Annotated in this window: 15 protein-coding genes and 2 pseudogenes; all 17 read left to right on the top strand. The window is 38.5% G+C overall.

Going from position 1 to position 18,282, the window contains the following annotated elements; genetic code table 11:
* The first annotated feature begins 101 nt into the window (after nt 1-101).
* The 17 genes and pseudogenes from BUB35_RS04020 (at nt 102) to BUB35_RS03950 (ending at nt 17,973) form a co-directional block, all read left to right on the top strand.
* Nucleotides 102-425 carry a nucleoside triphosphate pyrophosphohydrolase gene (locus BUB35_RS04020; RefSeq protein ID WP_072849403.1) on the top strand — a complete coding sequence of 108 codons (324 nt, stop codon included), beginning with the start codon at nt 102-104 and terminating at the stop codon, nt 423-425.
* A 19-nt stretch (nt 426-444) separates the two neighbouring features.
* Complete coding sequence (locus tag BUB35_RS04015) at nt 445-2,706, top strand: DEAD/DEAH box helicase (RefSeq protein ID WP_072849401.1); 2,262 nt, start codon at nt 445-447, stop codon at nt 2,704-2,706.
* Nucleotides 2,707-2,731: 25 nt separating this feature from the next.
* On the top strand, nt 2,732-3,058 hold the full coding sequence (locus BUB35_RS04010) for a hypothetical protein (RefSeq protein WP_072849399.1): 327 nt from the start codon (nt 2,732-2,734) through the stop codon (nt 3,056-3,058).
* 55 nt (nt 3,059-3,113) lie between these two features.
* Complete coding sequence (locus tag BUB35_RS04005) at nt 3,114-4,763, top strand: restriction endonuclease (RefSeq protein ID WP_072849397.1); 1,650 nt, start codon at nt 3,114-3,116, stop codon at nt 4,761-4,763.
* A 102-nt stretch (nt 4,764-4,865) separates the two neighbouring features.
* Nucleotides 4,866-6,677: a GmrSD restriction endonuclease domain-containing protein gene (locus BUB35_RS04000; RefSeq protein ID WP_072849395.1), complete on the top strand. Its 1,812-nt coding sequence runs from the start codon at nt 4,866-4,868 to the stop codon at nt 6,675-6,677.
* A 356-nt stretch (nt 6,678-7,033) separates the two neighbouring features.
* Nucleotides 7,034-8,017 carry a hypothetical protein gene (locus BUB35_RS03995; RefSeq protein WP_072849393.1) on the top strand — a complete coding sequence of 328 codons (984 nt, stop codon included), beginning with the start codon at nt 7,034-7,036 and terminating at the stop codon, nt 8,015-8,017.
* Complete coding sequence (locus BUB35_RS03990) at nt 8,014-9,471, top strand: coiled-coil domain-containing protein (RefSeq protein ID WP_072849390.1); 1,458 nt, start codon at nt 8,014-8,016, stop codon at nt 9,469-9,471. Before BUB35_RS03995 ends, BUB35_RS03990 begins: the two co-directional genes overlap by 4 nt.
* 318 nt (nt 9,472-9,789) lie before the next feature.
* Nucleotides 9,790-9,921, top strand: coding sequence for a hypothetical protein (locus BUB35_RS19775; RefSeq protein WP_276326380.1), 132 nt, complete (start codon nt 9,790-9,792; stop codon nt 9,919-9,921).
* Between the two features lie 312 nt (nt 9,922-10,233).
* Nucleotides 10,234-10,410 carry a hypothetical protein gene (locus tag BUB35_RS19005; RefSeq protein WP_159432858.1) on the top strand — a complete coding sequence of 59 codons (177 nt, stop codon included), beginning with the start codon at nt 10,234-10,236 and terminating at the stop codon, nt 10,408-10,410.
* Entirely contained in the window at nt 10,403-10,936 is a 534-nt protein-coding gene (locus BUB35_RS19210) for a hypothetical protein (RefSeq protein WP_200777565.1), read from the top strand. The genes BUB35_RS19005 and BUB35_RS19210 overlap by 8 nt, the downstream gene beginning before the upstream one ends.
* Nucleotides 10,822-12,879: an N-6 DNA methylase gene (locus tag BUB35_RS03985; RefSeq protein ID WP_200777564.1), complete on the top strand. Its 2,058-nt coding sequence runs from the start codon at nt 10,822-10,824 to the stop codon at nt 12,877-12,879. The genes BUB35_RS19210 and BUB35_RS03985 overlap by 115 nt, the downstream gene beginning before the upstream one ends.
* Nucleotides 12,872-13,156: pseudogene (locus BUB35_RS03980) on the top strand (recombinase family protein); the annotation flags it as partial. The gene BUB35_RS03985 and the pseudogene BUB35_RS03980, both read left to right, overlap by 8 nt.
* Nucleotides 13,157-13,264: 108 nt before the next feature.
* Nucleotides 13,265-13,564, top strand: coding sequence for an abortive infection family protein (locus tag BUB35_RS03975; RefSeq protein ID WP_072849386.1), 300 nt, complete (start codon nt 13,265-13,267; stop codon nt 13,562-13,564).
* 47 nt (nt 13,565-13,611) lie between these two features.
* A complete protein-coding gene (locus BUB35_RS03970) occupies nt 13,612-15,657 on the top strand; it encodes a hypothetical protein (RefSeq protein WP_072849384.1) in 2,046 nt (681 codons plus the stop codon).
* Nucleotides 15,658-16,051: 394 nt separating this feature from the next.
* Nucleotides 16,052-16,488: pseudogene (locus tag BUB35_RS03960) on the top strand (DUF4368 domain-containing protein); the annotation flags it as partial.
* Between the two features lie 25 nt (nt 16,489-16,513).
* Nucleotides 16,514-17,641: a hypothetical protein gene (locus BUB35_RS03955; protein WP_072849382.1), complete on the top strand. Its 1,128-nt coding sequence runs from the start codon at nt 16,514-16,516 to the stop codon at nt 17,639-17,641.
* Nucleotides 17,638-17,973 carry a hypothetical protein gene (locus tag BUB35_RS03950; RefSeq protein WP_072849380.1) on the top strand — a complete coding sequence of 112 codons (336 nt, stop codon included), beginning with the start codon at nt 17,638-17,640 and terminating at the stop codon, nt 17,971-17,973. The genes BUB35_RS03955 and BUB35_RS03950 overlap by 4 nt, the downstream gene beginning before the upstream one ends.
* The last annotated feature ends 309 nt before the right edge of the window (nt 17,974-18,282 follow it).

Here is an 18,282-nt window from a genome sequence, read left to right as displayed (position 1 = left end):
AAAACGTAATGGGATGTGAATATTTTGCTGGCGGAAATTGTGTTTTTTTGCAGACTGTGGCATAATGAAGATAACAAAGAAACGGCGGATGGAGGATGGCTATGGACAGTAAAAAATACCACAAATTAGTGAGGGATCGTATCCCAGAGATTATAGAGAGTGACGGTAAGCAGTGCGTATGCGAAGTGCTTTCTTCAGAGGAATATCTTGCACTGCTGGATGAAAAACTTCAGGAAGAACTGAACGAGTATGAAGAAAGCAAGTCTCTGGAAGAACTGGCTGATCTTCTGGAAGTGATGTATGCTGTGGTGAAAGCAAGGGGCTGGAGTGTAGAAGAACTGGAGCAGGTCAGAAAAGAAAAAGCCAAACAGAGAGGCGGTTTTGAAAAAAGGATTTTGCTGAAGGAAGTGCAGTCAAAAGACTGATTTGGAATGGGGGATGAAGATGACGAACTATCAATCTGTATCTGGCAGCAGTGCAGAAAATTTGTTTATAGAACTGTTCAGTGATACATTTGGCGTGGAAAAGGCAGGGTATCTTTATTCCCAATATCATTTTTATGATATTTATCAAAATAGTCGATATGCAGATTTTCTTTTGGAAAACGGCGGAAAGAAAATTGCTATCGAAATCGATGACGAAGCATCTCACAATCCAAGTCTGGTATCTAGAAATAAATTTTATGATGATCTCTTGAAACAAAACAGCATGGTATATCTTGGTTGGGATGTGTATCGTTGGGCGGTGCATCAATTACAGCAGCAGCCAGAGCTGGTAAAAGATGAACTGCGTATTTTTCTAGGTCAGCATCCGCATTTTCGAGAAATCGAAGATTATCTGCCAACACAAAAAGGAAAGGCATTGGATGGTTCGAATCTTGAGTTAAAGGATCATCAGCAAAAAGCTTTAGATGCCCTGAAAGAAATGCGGAAAGCCCATGAAAGCATTGGACTTTTGCACCATGCAACGGGGACAGGTAAAACCGTAACAGCAGTTTCAGATGCAAAACGTATGGGAAAGAAAACCCTGTTTTTGGCGCATACCATTGAACTGGTGGAACAGGCGGCAAAAACATTTCGAGAACTTTGGTCTGATGTAACAACAGGGGTATTTGCCGATAATCAAAAAGACAGAGACACTTTTGTAATCTGCGGAAGTATCCAGAGTATTGCTTTGCACTTAGATGAATTCAAAGAAGATGAATTCAGTTATTTGATCATTGACGAGGCGCATCATGCGGCAGCGGATACTTATCAGAAAGTACTTTCTTATTTCAAACCTGATTTTACATTGGGATTGACTGCAACACCGGAGCGGACAGATGAAGCAGATATTTTAGATATTTTCAAATATACGGTACATCGACTGGATATCCAGACTGCGGTAGAAATTGGAGAATTGGTTCCGGTGCGGTGCATTCGGATACATACGAATATTGATTTGTCAAAGGTTCGTTTTCATAGTGTGCAGTATCATATTCGGGATCTGGAGAGCAAAATTTTTGTACCTGAGCGAAACCAACTGATCGTAGATACATGGCTTCAATATGTTAAAGATAAACGGACGGTTATTTTCTGTGCTTCTGTAAAACACGCAGAAGAAATTGCAGAAAGATTGTATCAAGCTGGGGTTGCGGCAGAAGCTGTTTCAGGTGCCATGAAAGCAAGTCTTAGGCAGGAGGTAATGGAGCGATTTCAAAAGGGTGAAGTGAAAGTACTTTGTGCTTGTGATTTGTTGAATGAAGGATGGGACTGCCCGGAAACAGAAGTGTTGTTTATGGCAAGACCTACGATGTCAAAGGTGCTGTATATCCAACAGTTGGGACGTGGTATGCGTTTGGCTGAAGGGAAAGAAAGCTTGATGGTTTTTGACTTTGTGGATAATGCAGGACAGTTCAATACGCCATATTCTATGCATCGGATGTTTCGGTTAAAGGAGTATCGCCCAGGTGCATTGGTTCTGGGAAGTGAGAAACAGAAGCGTGCAGAACAGGGGTTGTATGAAAAAGGGGAACGACCGTACGCCATGATTGACTGGCCAGTGGATGCTCTGGATTATGAAGTGGTGGATATTTTCAACTGGCAAGAAGAAGCAGCCGGTATGATTTCACAAATGGAATTTGTCCGTCGGGTGAATGTGCAGACAGAAACCATTGAGAGATATGTGAGGGAAGGAAAGATGATTCCTGATCTTGTGGTACCAATGAGTGAGCATCGTGTGTTCAAATATTTCAAAGAGGAGACTTTGAAACAGTACGCAGAACAGTTTGGGTGGACATTGATTGACGAATCTAACCGAAAACAACTTTTTATGGACATGGTGCGCCAGATGGACATGAGCTATTCCTATAAACCGGTGCTGCTCTTGGGAGTTTTACAACATGCAGATCCCAAAGGACGTGTAAAGTTAGAAGACCTGGTAGCTTTTTTCAAAAGCTTTTATGCAGAACGGAAAGAGAAGGGGCTGGTGGTGGAAAAGGCAAACAGCATTTATGCCAAAGAGGGAACAACTGATCGTCAGATAGAAAGAAATATTTTGTCCAATCCCTTCAAGCGCTTTGAGGATATGCAGATGATGTACCATACAAAAACACTCGGCGTGATTCAGGTGGATGAGAGTGTGTGGAGGAAACTGACAGAAGGGGAAAAACAGGAGATTAAGAAGATTTGTTTAGAGAAGCTGGATACATATTATAAACGATTATAATGGGAGTAAAGAAAGAGGGGCGAAAATGGATACTTCAAAAGCAAGAGAATTATTATCGATTTTAGCTGATGGAATTGATCCTTTTACTGGTGAAATATTGCCAGAAGACCATGTCTGTAATGAACCTGATATGATACGTGCTTTGCATCTTGCAGTGCAGCAGCTTGGAAATGTCAAAACAAGTGTTACTAGATCTCGCCCAGAGAATGCAGGGAAGCCTTGGTCAGAGGAAGATGATCGTATTTTATGCGAAATGTTTGAGCGGGGATGCAAGCGTAAAGAAATGAAGGAGTACTTTAAGCGTACCGGTGGAGCGATTATAGCAAGATTGGAGCATCTGGGTAAAATATAAATTAAATGTCAGTTGTTTTGATAAGTTGAACAAAGAATGGAGAGGACTTATTGATATGGCAAGGAAGTATACATATCAAACAGAAGTATGGCATGATGGTCTAAATAAATATAGGGTAGTAAAAGCATCTAACCGACGAGAGTTGCAACAAAAAGTTAATACTTTAAAAGCAGAATGGGATGAACAATGGCAAAGAAAAGTTGAAAAAGAAATGAAAAAGCAACATGAAATGGATTCTGTTGCTTACGCATTAGAATTGTCAATACAGGCAGAAGAGGAACAACAATACTTTGATGAGTTGTTGGTAAATCATATTAATATAAAACCATTTGATTTAAATAAATTAAAAGATTTTTCGGCTTACCAAGAAGTAAAACCCGAGGATGAACCATTATTAGAAATTCCATTAGAACCTCAGATTGGTGATAATAAATATCAAATACGACCATCGCTATTTTCAATTTTTTCAAAGAAAAAAAGAGAGGAAATTGAAGCTCTAAATAAAAGAAATTTTGAACAAGATCATGCTTTATGGGAGAAGTCAATTGCAGATCTTCGAGAGGCAAATGAAGAAATACAAAAAATGAACCGGATAAAAAGAGAACAGTGGGAAATAAGACGTGATAATTTTAAAGCACAACAAGCGCGGAAAAATAAAGATATTGATGATATCATAAATGGTTTTTCTCAATGCAAACCCAAAGCAGTTGAGGCTTATATTACAAAACTTTTAGAAAACATAGATTTACCATTTAATTTTAAAGGTGCAATTGAAGCAGAATATGATCCGGATAGCAAGAGGATCATATTAGATGTTTTCTTACCTACTATTAATGATTTACCTAGATTAAAAAGTGTAAATTATATTAAGTCAAGAGATGAATTTAAGGAAACATATTATTCTGATTCTTATGTGAAAAGCAAATATAATGATATTATTTATCAAATTGTATTGATTATATTTAATCATGTGTTTCAGATTAGCAGTCAATCTTCATTGATCAATTATATTGTTTTGAATGGAAGAATACATACAGTTGATTTATCAACTGGAAAGAAAATTAAGCCATGTATTTTAACTGTAAACGTAGGACGAAAATCATTTGAAGAATTAAACCTATTTGCTCTTGATCCGGAAACATGGTTTAGAAGTGTGAAAGGAATATCTGCTGTATCATTGGCTCATATTACACCGGTTGCCCCAATTTTAGAAATGTCGCAAAAAGATAAGAGATTTGTTGAAGGATATTCGGTGGCTGATAGATTAGATGATAGTATTAATTTAGCTGCTATGGATTGGCAGGATTTTGAGAATTTAATACGTGAGATATTTGAAAAAGAGTTCAGTATAAACGGTGGTAAGGTTAAAATAACGCAAGCAAGTCGTGATGGTGGTGTTGATGCAATAGCGTTTGATCCTGATCCCATTCGTGGAGGAAAGATTGTTATTCAAGCAAAACGATATACGAATGTTGTTAGTGTATCTGCTGTACGAGATTTATATGGGACAGTGGTAAATGAGGGGGCAACAAAAGGTATTTTAGTTACAACTTCCGGTTATGGACACGATGCATATGATTTTGCAAAAGGAAAGCCGCTTACACTTTTGACAGGAGCACATCTTTTACATTTGTTAGAAAAACATGGCTATTCAGCAAAAATTGATATAAATGAAGCAAAAAGAATTTTGAAAAATAAGAAATAAGATATAGAGGTTTTATTTAATCCCTTTGGATAAATTGGAATAAGGTAAGTTTTTATTTAAAATAAGAGATAATGCTCATTTAAACATAAAAAGGAGTATAAAATGACAGGCGAAAAATTTAATTTAATGCAATATTCAGTACATGCGATTTTAGGGCTTATTGAAGCAGAAGATTTTGTGATACCAGAAATTCAGCGTCCTTTTGTCTGGAAACGTAGTCAGGTGAGAGATTTGATTGACTCATTATATAATGGATATCCAACTGGATACATCATTACATGGAAAAATCCCGATGTAAAAACAAAAGATGGCGGAAAAGCCAATGGCAAAAAAGTGTTGATTGATGGTCAGCAAAGAGTGACTGCATTAATGGCAGCTATTTCAGGAAAAGAAGTTCTGGATGATGATTTTAATAAAGAACGTATCAAGATTGCTTTCAATCCTTTAGCAGAAGATGAAACAAAACGGTTTGCAGTGCAAGATGCTTCTCATTTGAAAGATAAAAAATGGATACCGGATATTTCTGTATTATTTACAGCAGGTTTTAAACAAAGAGCCTTTGAAAATGAATATGCAAATGATAATCCAGGAGTAGATTTGGATGAACTGTCAGAAACATTGTCTAGGCTAAAGGGAATTGCAAATCGACAGATTGGTGTGATTGAGTTGGATGCTTCTCTGGAAATTGATGAAGTTACAGAGATTTTTATTCGTATCAATTCCAAGGGAACGGCGTTAAGTCAGTCTGACTTTGTTATGTCAAAAATGGCTGCAGATACAGATCATAATGGAAGTTTGATGCGTAAAACAGTAGATTATTTCTGTCATTTGGCTGTAAAACCCGATTTCTATTCTCAAATGATCAAAGATCAGGAATTTCAGGATTCCAAATATGCGGCAAAAATCAAATGGCTTGCCAACGATTATGATGATATTTATGATCCTAATTTCGGTGATATGCTTAGAGTGTCATTTATGCATCAGTTCCGCCGTGGTAAGTTGGCAGACTTGGTCAGCCTGCTGTCTGGCAGAGATTTTATCACAAAAGAATATCGAGATGATATCATAGATGATTCTTATCAAAAGTTGGATCAAGGAATTATGAATTTTATCAACCAATACCATTTTTCTCAGTTTGTTATGGCAATCAAAGGTGCTGGTTTTGTTTCCAGTAAACAATTAAATTCACAAATGACTTTGGATTTTGCCTATACATTATATCTGATGCTGTTGGATGATCCTGAAATTCCCAATGCACAAATCAAAAGATATGTTCAGAAATGGTTTGTTTTGTCTACATTGACATCTCGTTATATTGGATCTCCGGAATCACAAATGGATCGGGATATGAGAAGCATTGGAGAAAAAGGATTCTTGAAGTTCCTTTCAGAAATAGAAGCATCTGCGTTGTCAGAAACATTTTGGACAGTAACGCTTCCACAGAACTTGGAAACATCTTCTGTGAATAGCCCTGCGTTTAATACGTTTTTGGCAGCACAAATCAATCAAAATTGTAATTCTATGCTGATGAATGGTACGAAAATTGCAGATTTGATTACAATTTCTGGAGATGTACATCATATCTTTCCTAAAAATTATCTGCAAAAGAACGGTATCAAGAGTAAAACAAAGTATAATCAGGTGGCTAACTATATTTATTTAGATACACAAGTCAATAAAGCCATTAGTGATGAGGCACCGGCGGTATATTTTGCAAAAGTAAAAGAACAATGCCAAACAAAAAATGTTGTCTTTGGTAATATTATGAGTGATACGTTATTGAAAACGAATCTTGCGGAAAATTGTATTCCCAATAATGTAGACCAGATGACTTTTGAGAATTATGATGAATTCCTGCAGAAACGCCGGATGTTGATGGCAGATATGATTCATCAATATTATATGGGGTTGTGAGTAAGATTTAAGCAAGATTATATAAATTTTTTGTATAAATATATGATGTATAAGCTAATAGGTAGGGTTAAAAATTTTTCACAAAATGGTTTGTGGACACCTGTATGAATGAATTACCTAGTAAGGGAGGAGTCCTTCATGATATATTCTAGGCGTTTTACATTCATATATTCCTCGTTGACTTTTTATAATCAGAGTGCAGACGGATGCGAGGCTGAGATATGCGTGAAAATAAATTGGGCATTACTGTTTCAACAGAATTGACAAGAATAGAAGAAAAATCAGTAAGCAAAAAGCCATAGAAATGTTTGAAAATAAATTTTAGGAAAAACTGGAGTGGGAAGGAGGATTTGGAGATGAGTAATAGAAACGCATCCGCATCTGCTTTTGGTTGGGATTTTCAGACCAATTCTGCAATACTCCTTATGTTGGAAAATATAAAGGATGCTAAGCGTGTCCGCGTAGAGGGTGCCGATGAAGATATAGAAATTATCCTTCAGGATCATACGAAGGTTTATGCGCAGGTGAAGGCAGTTGAAAAGCCGGATGATACTTCGCATGTTATCGATAAACTGACCAAGGCGCTGGAGACTTTGAGTGATGCCGCGAAAAAAGGTGATGGAAGCTTGTTCACTTATGTAACCAACTCATCGAATCCCTTCAATAATCAGCGGACATTAAGCTATTTCACTGGAAGAACACATTTGTTTTTTGATGAACTGCCGGATGTTGCTCAAAAGAGAATAAATGAGATTATTCGGAACAACGGGTACACAAATCTTGATGTACATAAGTTGGATATTCGTGTAATTCCGTTCTATGGGAATGATTTAAAGAACCGTTATAAAGAAATCCAGGCTTGTGTTAATGAGTTCCTTGGTGAAGTAAACGTGGATGTACCGGGGATAAACACGAAGATAATGGAAATATGGCAGAGGGATCTTTTTCAGAATGCCACACAGAGCGACACAGCCATCTCTATTTCAAAAGAGAAAATGATATGGCCACTTATTGTTTTGGTTGTTGATAAGACTGCAGCAAATGATTATAAAAAGGACTTTAATGATGATGAAATTGGAGAGATTGAGCGGAAATACAAGATGATCATTAATCAGAACACGATGAGTTATGACATAATTTCTCGGATTTTGTCTGACCAAAGAAGATCAAAAAAGGCACAGAAACAGTTTGTGGCTGATCACTGGAACGATTATCTGGATATAGCAAATACAGTAGATGCTGATGATGACACAAAGGAATCTCTCGTAAAAATCATCCTTTATCGGATACTGACTCAGAGACAGTATATCCGGGATATAAAGAAAGGGGCTAATCTATGAGATTTGTAGAGTTTACTTTGAAAGAGGGCTTTTTCAAGAAGACTGTTGAGTTTTCTAGGATTGCAAATATCATCTATAGCCAGAAGAATACCGCAGGAAAAACAACATTCCTAAGGGCGATATTTTATGCACTTGGATATCCGATTCCAAGTACAAAAGGAATTAAATTTGATGATATGGAGTTCTGGATTACTGTTGAAAGTAAAGGAAATCAGTATAAGCTATATCGACATAATTCCTACTTGTCGATTGATGATGGACAGGATCAGATAGATTATTCTTTGCCGACAGATTTCTATGAGATTCATACTAAACTGACGGGGTGTGACAATAAAGATATTCTGGATAATCTTTTAGGCGCATCATATATGGATCAGGAAAAAGGGTGGACTTTGTTAAACAGGGGAAAGGTTATAGGAAATATATCCTTTAACATAGAAGCACTCGTTCGCGGATTGGGAGGAAAAGAGTGTGTTGAAGAGCTGCAACAGTTAGAGGCGGTAAAGCGCCAACAGAAAAAATATGAATATATGCACTCTGTCGCAGAATATCAGGAAGCAATTCATGAGGCAGGGGAAGATATAGAATATGATGTGTCGGATGAGGTTATAAATCGTCGTCTTGAAGTTTTAAGAGCAGAGAGGGAACCTGTCTCAGATGAACTGAAGCAGATAAAGAGCATTCTCCGAAAGAATAAAGTATTGGTAGAATACATTGCTGATATGAAGCTGACAGTTCAATCCAGTTCAGGGGAAGAGATACCTGTTACCAGAGATACGTTGGTGGGATTTATAGATAACAACGAGCTTCTGACTACACGTAGAGAAATGCTGGCAGCAGAATTGGAAGATATTAATAGGCAGATTGCATCATTAGAAAAACAGAAGAGAAAAGAAGAACAGCTCTTTAAGGTTCAGACAGCAATAGAGGCATTTGATTCGGATATAAAAAAAATCAGAGTAGATGCTATTGCGACACAGGAAATTATTTATAAGTTGAAAAGAGAACGCCAGAGACTTCAGAAACGGATTCGTTCTATGACAAAGCAGGATAACGGAGTGGTTTTGGAGCTTCATAATTGTATCAGCACATATGCGAAAGAGCTTGGTGTCAGCGAGACTTATGTGTCACCAAATCAAGATTACATTTTTACAAATGATCTGAAATCATTATCCGGAACTATTCTTCATAAGATCGTGTTTTCTTTTAAATTGGCTTATATTAAGCTAATTAAAGATAAAATGGGCATTGTTCTTCCAATTGTACTGGATTCTCCTACGGGAAGAGAAGTAAAGCATAGTACAGTTGAAAAAATGCTGAAGATTGTTCAGAGGGATTTTTCGGATCATCAGTTGATAGTTGCTTCAATTTATGATTATGACTTGAGAGATAAGAAAACAATAGAGTTTAAGGATAGACTGTTCGATTCCACAGATATCATGTCTGTGAATTGATGAAGTGGACCTAGAAAGACATGAGAGATAGTTTCTGGGTAACGGCAAGCTGGAGCAGACAGAACCAAGTTTTGGCTGTGATGCGAAGGAACTTCCAATACAGATTTCAATTATTGAAGGTGAACGTAAACAGAATCAGCGGATTATCAGCACAACATCGAAGAATTACATTATCGATTAGTAGGATCTGGAAGGAATCGGCATAACCGGGAAGTTGGTCCTTTCGACACTGATTTCACTTTCTTCTATTGCTTTGTGAAGATTGCTGCAGAGTTACATAGAGATCCTAGAGAAAATCATTATCAGAGGTATGCTGCTATGGATTTATTTGTGGAATGCACTACAACAGAGGTGCGAACGAAAGTACAGGATATATTTCAAAAGAAAGATTTGCTGGAAACCCAGACAACGGTTTTGGCTGAATTGGAGCAGTTAAGAGATAAATTGTAATCGTCCACAGACATGGACGCCAGCAGAAAATGCTTTATGGAAGCTCATACGTTTAGAGATGGTCGTTCGCTGGAAGATATTTATCAGATATCCATCCGACAGGAATGGGAACATGATGCCGCATTCATTAGTCGCGCGTCCGATCTGACGGATGAATATGATCGGTTGCGTCGAGGTGTGGAGTAGCAAGAAAAGCAGTGATAGTCGGTACCTTTTGAGAGGTGCCGACCTATTATTATGGCTTGAGAAAAACCTCATATAGATGTACAATAATGTAAATGCATATATGCGCAAATAGGTAGGAGGATACCCATGAACAGAGAAAAAGAAATAGCGTTAGAAGAAAAACGCACATCTGTGAATATTGCTCTTTCATCAGAAGATAAAGTATTTTTGAAAGTTTATGCTGCCCAACATAATACATCGGTGGCAGCTGTGATTCATGATTGTATCAAGAAGTTGCGGAAGGAGGTGCCGAAACGTGGCTAAAAAAGAGATAAAAATGGATCTTTGGGTTGCTGCGCAGCTTGACGAGTGCAAGATTCGATTTGATGCACAGGGCAGCAATGTGAAAGAAATTAACGAGGCACTGAAAAGTGCTTCAAAGCGTGGAACTGGTAACGTCGGATATCCTGAGTATACGGCTGTTATTGGTGATTTTGTCCTCGTCATTGAGGATAAGGCCAACATGGACAAACAGATTAAGCTGACCGATTCTGGCATCATTGATATGAGTGTGAAAGCTGTGACTGATTACGCCGTGAATGGCGCATATTTTTATGCCAAGCATATTGCGCAGAATACGGCGTTTAAGAAGGTGTTTGCGGTTGGAGTTTCCGGTGATGCGAAGCATCATATCATTACACGCTGTGGGTGGATGATCGTGAGGGCTACAAGCAGTTGCCGGACATTGAATCTTTTATCTCATTCTCTGAGCAGAATATTGGCGAGTATTATACCCGTTATGTGCTGGAAGAGGCAACCGACATCGAGAAGACAACCGAGCAGATTCTGAAAGATGCGGCTGATTTGCACGAATATCTGCGTACATATGGAACATTGAAAGATCAAGATAAACCTCTGGTGGTTGCTGGTATTCTGCTGGCGTTGGATGAGATTGAGTTCGGTGGCTTCTCGATCAATTCATTAACCGGAGACCAAACGCCGGGTATGCGTGATGGTGACAAGCTGATGAATGCGATAAAGGGGCGTCTGACGCGCTCTAATGTCGGGCCTGATGCGAAGAAAGACAAGCTGCTGGCAGAGTTCGCTATTTTGCAGACCAGCTTCCGCCTGAACGAGATGAATGAAACACTCGGAAAGACTCCCTTGAAGTATTATACAGAGTTCCTGTACGAGCATGTGTTCCGCAGCATCAAGTACCAGAAGACCAGCGAGGATTTCATTGGTCGATTCTATGGCGAATTTATGAGTTACTCTGGCGGTGATGGACAGACGCTGGGTATTATCCTAACATCTCGTCATATCTGCGATTTGATGTGTGAATTGGTAGACGTACAGCCGGATGACATTGTTATCGACACAACTTGCGGAACAGCCGGATTTCTGATTGCAGCAATGCACCGGATGCTGATGCTGGCTGACACAGACGCACAGAAGAAGAACATCAAGAAGAAGCAACTTCACGGCTTCGAGCTTCAGAGCAATATGTTTGCCGTAGCTGCCGCCAACATGATTCTCCGCCGGGATGGAAACAGCAATTTGGAATGCTGCGATTTCTTGAAGAAAAATCCCGCTCAGGTGCAGTTGAAGGGCGCCACAGTTGGCTTGATGAATCCCCCTTATTCTCAAGGCACGAAAGCCGATCCAGAACAATACGAACTCTCTTTTATTGAACACTTGTTAGATTCTCTTACCGTTGGCGCACGTGCTGCAGTGATTGTTCCTCAATCATCAATGACTGGTAAAACTAAGGATGAACAGAATTTCAAAGCCAGCATCATGAAAAAACATACGCTGGAAGGCGTTATTACATGTAACACAGATACTTTTTATGGAGTTGGCGTAAATCCGGTTATTGCTATATTCACAGCACATGAGCCACATGATGAAAACAAGGTCTGTAAGTTCATTGATTTCCGTGATGACGGCTACGAGGTGCGTGCTCATATCGGATTAGTCGAAGGTGATTCAGCAAAGGATAAGAAGCAGCATTTACTCGATGTATGGTTTGGACGTGCCGAGGCACCTTCGAGATTTTGTGTGGAATCTACGGTAAAACCAGACGATGAGTGGATACATTCTTTCTATTATTTTAATGATGAAATCCCAACTGATATCGAATTTGAAAAGACCATTGGAGATTATCTGACCTTTGAATTTTCAATGATTATGCAAAATCGAGAATACTTATTTGAACGGGAGCACATTCGACGGGATATTACTAACTCAGGAGATATTTGTATTTCCCGTTCGCTCAACGAGAGTGAGTGGAGCCCATTCTATGTTTCTAAGGTGTTTTCCGAAATTGAGCGTGGGAAACGACTAAAAAAAGCAGATCACATTCAAGGAGATACACCATATGTATCCTCTACGGCAATGAATAATGGAGTAGACGGTTTCATAGAAGCTACTCCAGGAACCCGTGTTTTTGGGGATTGTATTAGTCTTGCGAACAGCGGAAGCGTAGGTTCTGCATTTTATGAGCCATTTAGTTTTGTCGCAAGCGATCATATTACTCATTTGAAACAAGAGAAATTTAACGAATGGATATATTTATTTCTTGCCACAGTGATAAAAAAGCAAGGAGTTAATTTTAACTTTAATAGAGAAATCAATGATGCTCGTATTGGAAAAATGCAGATTATGCTTCCAATCACAGGTGACGGTGACCCTGATTATATCTATATGGAGCATTACTCTAAAACTATGATGTTGAATAAATACAAGCAGTATTTTGCTTATATTGACAGACAAGGTGGTCAGCCGGCTGAATAAACGAATCCGCTGCTATCTCTATACCCGTGTTTCCATGCAGATGCAGGTGGACGGATACAGTCTGGATGCACAGCAAGACTGCCTGAAAAAGAAAGCTGCTCACCGCAGTATGCAGGTGGTTGCCACCTTTTCGGACGAGGGAAAATCCGGCAAGAATACCACCGGCAGACCGCAGTTTCAAGAAATGCTGCGCCGGATACAGAACGGCAATGAGGATCATGTCGATTATGTGCTGGTTTTCAGGCTGTCCCGGTTTGGTAGAAATGCAGTAGCTGTGCCATGCAGTCGATGAATCCAACAAATGCTATTGGGCTTGCAAAAGAACTAATAGAGAATTGTTGTAAAACGATTTTGGATAAGATAGGCATTGAATGGAGTAAAAATGATGATGTATCTCAGTTTACCAAATAAAGGAAAGAGTGCATTGAGCTTATTACCAGCTAATGTACATGAGACAGATCAGGGTGCAGATGCTATAAAAGCCGTTTTAGGAAATTTAAGGGCGATTTCAACAAAATTGGCAGAAATAAGAAATTCATTTGGTGGTGGATATGGGAAAACAGTATCATTTCAAGACTTGGAAGAATGGCAAGCTAAATTAGCAGTTGGAAGCAGTATTACATTTGTTGACTTTATCTGGAGTACATATGAGAAACAAAGGAAAACAGGGACAAAAGTAATATAACCTATCATGTATGTGGATTGCTTTTAAAGGGAAAGGGCGGGAATTATATGCCTATAATAGTAAATGTTGCTGGACAAGTTGGGCAGATAAAGTTATCAACTACAAAGGCGTTGTGGCCGCTTTTTGAAACGGTCATTAATTCGATTCAGTCACTTGAAGACAGCAATGTAGATGAAAAGAAGATTGTTATTAATGCCTTGCGCCCAGAGCGCGTTCAACTCAAGACGGATGGGCAAGGGAAGATGACTGAAGAACTCAATCATTTCGAGACCTTTGTTGTGACAGATAATGGTAATGGCTTTAACACTGAAAATTACACATCTTTCTTGGAAGCTTACTCTCAACTGAAAGTGCGGAAAGGCTGTAAGGGTATTGGACGGTTCTTGTGGCTTAAAGCATTTGATAAGGTTACCATCAAAAGCACCTATTTTGAAGATGACCTCTGGCATCTTAGATCATTTGATTTTTCTCTCACTGGTGTGAATCCAGAGCAAAATGACAGTATACTTAAGTTAGACGATGTGCAACAGCAGACGATTGTTAGCTTGGATGGATTTAAAAACCCATATCGTGATTCTGTGGCATACTCTTTGGAAAGTTTGGCAAAAAAGATAATCGAACATTGCCTTCCTTATTTTATTACTGGAAAATGTCCTCAAATTATATTAAAAGATAATCGAGGGGAGAGTTTTAACCTTAACAGTTATTATGAGAAAACATATAAAGATTCTCTTCATCAGGATCCTATGGAACTGAGGGGAAAACACTACACGCTATATCATATGCTTCTGACAGAAGGTGCGGATAAGCACGAACTTCACTTGTGTGCGAACAATCGTGAAGTTAAATCATATGCACTTTCAAACTATATCCCGGATATGAAGAAAAAACTGGTTAGTAGTGATGATGCATATTACTATGTTGGCTATCTGGCTGGTGATTATTTGGATGAAGCTGTTAATACAGAAAGATCGGATTTTGATTTTTCAGACGGTCCGATGTTTAGTGATACAAGAGAACCGGAAATTGTTGAGACAGCAGTCGGGTATATTCGTGCCTATTTGAGTGATGAGCTAACAAAAGTAGCCGATGAGAAGAAAACTCAGATTGATATGTTAGTCAAAACAAAACGGCCACAATATCGGCTGCTTCTAAATCGACACCCAGAAGTTTATGACAGAATTCCTGCAGGTTTGCCAGAAGACAAGCTGGACTTGGAACTTTATAAGCAGCAACAACAATGGGAACTTGATACTGCTAAGAAAAAGCATGACATCGAGGAAAAAGTCAAACAGGATGCAACTTCTGATCCAAGCTTCCAAAAATTATTTGATGAATATTGCGAGAATATTACGGAATTGAGTCGTGCGAGCTTGGCAGAGTATGTGGTACGCAGAAAAGCAGTCATAGATCTTCTTGAACAAGCTTTGGAAGTAGATGAAAAAGGAAAATATAGCAAAGAATCACGGATTCATAGTATAATTTGTCCAATGCAGACTACATCAGATGAGATAAAATTGGATGATATGAATTTGTGGTTGATTGATGACCGAATGGCGTATCATCATTTTCTGGCGTCGGATAAAAAAATTAATACTATTCCGGTTTTGGATAGTGCCGTAGATAAGCGAATGGATTTAGCAATTTTTGATGCGGCATTATCTTATACTGCTGATCCGGAGAACATTAACTCAATCACAATTGTAGAACTAAAGCGACCCCAAAGAAATGATCTTGCAAAAGAAGAAACAGATCCCATTGCGCAGGTTTATGACTATGTAACGGACATTAAGGAAGGCAAGGTTAAGAAATCAAATGGACGTGGATTCGCAAATGTTCAGCAAGTTGCGTTCTACTGCTATGTCATAGCGGATGTTACCCCTACTCTTAAGAAAAGTGCAGCAAGAGCAGGATTAGTTCCAACTCAAGATGGTGAAGGCTACTTCGGATACAATCAAACTGTTGGAACATATATCGAAGTTATTTCTTATGATAAGTTGCTTAAGGACGCTAAACAGCGCAATAGAGCTTTGTTTGATAAACTGTTTGAACCAAAATCTAAGGATTTAGTACATCCAGAACTGATAAGGTAATAGCATAATTGGCAGGTGTGATATGAAGAGATTTAAAATATTTTGGTATAGAGAAAACCACGTGTTAAACGCGTGATTTTCCTTATAAAAAAACGACCACAGGGATAGTGGTCGATTTTAGGAGTTGGCAAGAAGTTAATATTTCTTTTTTTCTTTCTCTTTTTTGCTCCATGGTAAGACTGTGGCCGCGCCTTTCCCCTCAGATTGATTGGATTTTTCAGCAATTTAGGCAGGCTCAGTATCCGCATAAATGCTGAGAAATTCTGGGACGCAATCTTGTCAAATGGAATCTGCATCTGGTCGCAAAACTCGTGGATTACCCGTTGCTCATTACTGCCCAGCTGCGTGGCACGGTCAAATTTTTCCTTAACCTCCGTGAAAGTAGGCTGCGGATCGGCGGTTGAGCAGCCGGATGGAGCGCCGATATATGGCGGATGCTTCCCCGAGATGCAGAAAGAGCGTGAACGCCTGGAAGGCCGAAACCGGGAAATTGACGATATGTTCCTGAGCCTTTATACTGACAAGGCCAAAGGCGTGATCTCTGAGCAGCGGTTTATGAAGCTAACCGCCGCTATGGAGCAGGAGCAGGAAAAAAATCAGCGCCGTTTGCAGGAACTGATGCGAATGATTCAGCAGTCCGATGCTCAAGAAAGTGAAGTCTGCGTCTTTATCCGGGGGATTCGGCAGTATGCCACCATCCAAGAACTGGATGAAACGGTGCTAAACCGCCTAATTAGTTGGATTTTAGTGGGCGAGGTCAAGAAAATCAATGGGCAAAAGACACAGGAAGTCAGGATTGTCTATAATTTTGTCGGAGAGATAGCGAAATAGTTTATAGCATGAAAGAGTGAGTTAAATGAAACATTTATTGGTCGGGAATGGTATCAACATTCAGTTTAATTCAACTGATTATACTACACAACAAATTGTTTTAAGAATATTGAAAAACTGTGACAGAAAGGATTTTCCCTCTCATATAATTGTAGATTTTCCATATCTTTTAAAGAATTATTTGGGGCAACTTTTTTTAGAAGCAAGGGATGTAATTAGAGGGCAGTATGATCAGTATGCCAATTGTTCAGCCGAAAGAGCATCTCTTGTGTCTTTTCGTGAGCAATATGCATCTAAAATTAGAACTCTGCGAATGACAGATATAGGTTTTGAAGATTATTATTTGCTCCATGATCTTTGTTGCCATAAAACTGGAACTGTAAATCCAGTTCAATTTTATGTGAGAGAAGCATTGAGAATTTCCTATTTATTTGCTATCTATAACGATGGAAAGGTTAATGAGCTATATCGATTGTACCCAGAAAAGTTTGTTAACTATCTAAGACAGTTTGATTCTATATTCACAACTAATTATGATTCCAATGTCGATTCGGTTGTAGAAAAACCAGTATACCATATACATGGTCAGTTCGATAAACTCGCAGCTGTGTATGATCCCACTTCTTTTCGCAATCAACTTCCGGATGCTCCTATTAAGGAATATGAGGTTGATCCACAATACCTTTATTTGTATTCAAATGCCTTATCGACACATTGTGGTGAATACAAGGAATTTCAGGTTAAGCAATATTCCTTGGCTAATTCTGCGATGGAAAAATTGGCAGCTGCATATCTAAAAGATGAGCATATAAAGGCAGATGTTGATAGTTGGACCAAAGATACAAATACAATTACTGCCAATATGGGATATGCAGTACAAATGAAGGTACAACATCCGGAGCTGACCTTTACTGATGATTATCATTTTGAAAAATTGTCTAAGATTACCGGTGAATTGGTGATCTTAGGGCTTTCACCTTGGAATGATTTTCATATATTCGAAACAATAGATAAGTCTGAAATTGACGCGTGTACATTTTACTATTTTTCTGATGAACAGTGCGAAAAAGTGCGTAGTTTATTACCAATCACGAACCAAAGAGGTGCTTTACACTTTTCTTCAGTACAAGAATTTTGGAGGACTGTTAGATGAAAATCAAATATGTATTGAAATCAAAGGCGGATTTTCAAAAATGGGTTACGATTGGAAATGTATTTGCTAAAAGTTTATGTCCAGTAAATGAGGTTTTGAAACAATACAACAATTTAACTGCATCACAGAGAACGGCTATAAAAAAACAGTTTTCAGAATATGATGATATTCGTCGGCAAAAGATTCCTAAAGAAGAAAATACCAATGCTTGGGAAATTGGTATAATGGTAGATGCCAATATACTTGCCTGTGAATATGACATTGATCCGCTAACGGTTGTATTATGCATAAATCCAATTTGTAGACCTAATGAAAAAATAATGGTAAAATAACTGCAACATTTAAATTAGCATTTCCCTCCTCTTCGAGGAGGGGTATTTTTTTGCCCATTTTTGAATTCATCACTTGACATTGTGGCAAAGAGCTGATGACCTGATAGTGTCAAGATTCTTTCGCAAAAATGAACGTTGATTTTTTACCGAAAAATTAATGACGTATAATAAATTTCGCAGAAATAAAATTTCATAATAATAAAGACATGGTCTACAGCCGTTTGGTAGAATTAAGTCACCACAACAAAACCTATCAAAGAAGGCTTTAAAACCAAACCGTGTCTGATAAAATTATATAGCTAAATGAGG

Source organism: Anaerotignum lactatifermentans DSM 14214 (assembly GCF_900142265.1).
GTDB classification, from domain to species: Bacteria; Bacillota; Clostridia; order Lachnospirales; family Anaerotignaceae; genus Anaerotignum; species Anaerotignum lactatifermentans.
The sequence above is the reverse complement of the archived record's forward strand: the minus strand, read 5'-3'. Positions and strand labels throughout refer to the sequence as shown.

Coding starts and splice junctions, on each gene's coding strand:
- BUB35_RS03975 (WP_072849386.1), top strand. CDS start 13,265: ATGATGTATCTCAGTTTACCAAATAAAGGAAAGAGTGCATTGAGCTTA.
- BUB35_RS03990 (WP_072849390.1), top strand. CDS start 8,014: ATGAGATTTGTAGAGTTTACTTTGAAAGAGGGCTTTTTCAAGAAGACT.
- BUB35_RS04005 (WP_072849397.1), top strand. CDS start 3,114: ATGGCAAGGAAGTATACATATCAAACAGAAGTATGGCATGATGGTCTA.
- BUB35_RS04015 (WP_072849401.1), top strand. CDS start 445: ATGACGAACTATCAATCTGTATCTGGCAGCAGTGCAGAAAATTTGTTT.
- BUB35_RS03995 (WP_072849393.1), top strand. CDS start 7,034: ATGAGTAATAGAAACGCATCCGCATCTGCTTTTGGTTGGGATTTTCAG.
- BUB35_RS19775 (WP_276326380.1), top strand. CDS start 9,790: ATGGATTTATTTGTGGAATGCACTACAACAGAGGTGCGAACGAAAGTA.
- BUB35_RS04000 (WP_072849395.1), top strand. CDS start 4,866: ATGACAGGCGAAAAATTTAATTTAATGCAATATTCAGTACATGCGATT.
- BUB35_RS03955 (WP_072849382.1), top strand. CDS start 16,514: ATGAAACATTTATTGGTCGGGAATGGTATCAACATTCAGTTTAATTCA.
- BUB35_RS19005 (WP_159432858.1), top strand. CDS start 10,234: ATGAACAGAGAAAAAGAAATAGCGTTAGAAGAAAAACGCACATCTGTG.
- BUB35_RS04020 (WP_072849403.1), top strand. CDS start 102: ATGGACAGTAAAAAATACCACAAATTAGTGAGGGATCGTATCCCAGAG.
- BUB35_RS03970 (WP_072849384.1), top strand. CDS start 13,612: ATGCCTATAATAGTAAATGTTGCTGGACAAGTTGGGCAGATAAAGTTA.
- BUB35_RS04010 (WP_072849399.1), top strand. CDS start 2,732: ATGGATACTTCAAAAGCAAGAGAATTATTATCGATTTTAGCTGATGGA.
- BUB35_RS03950 (WP_072849380.1), top strand. CDS start 17,638: ATGAAAATCAAATATGTATTGAAATCAAAGGCGGATTTTCAAAAATGG.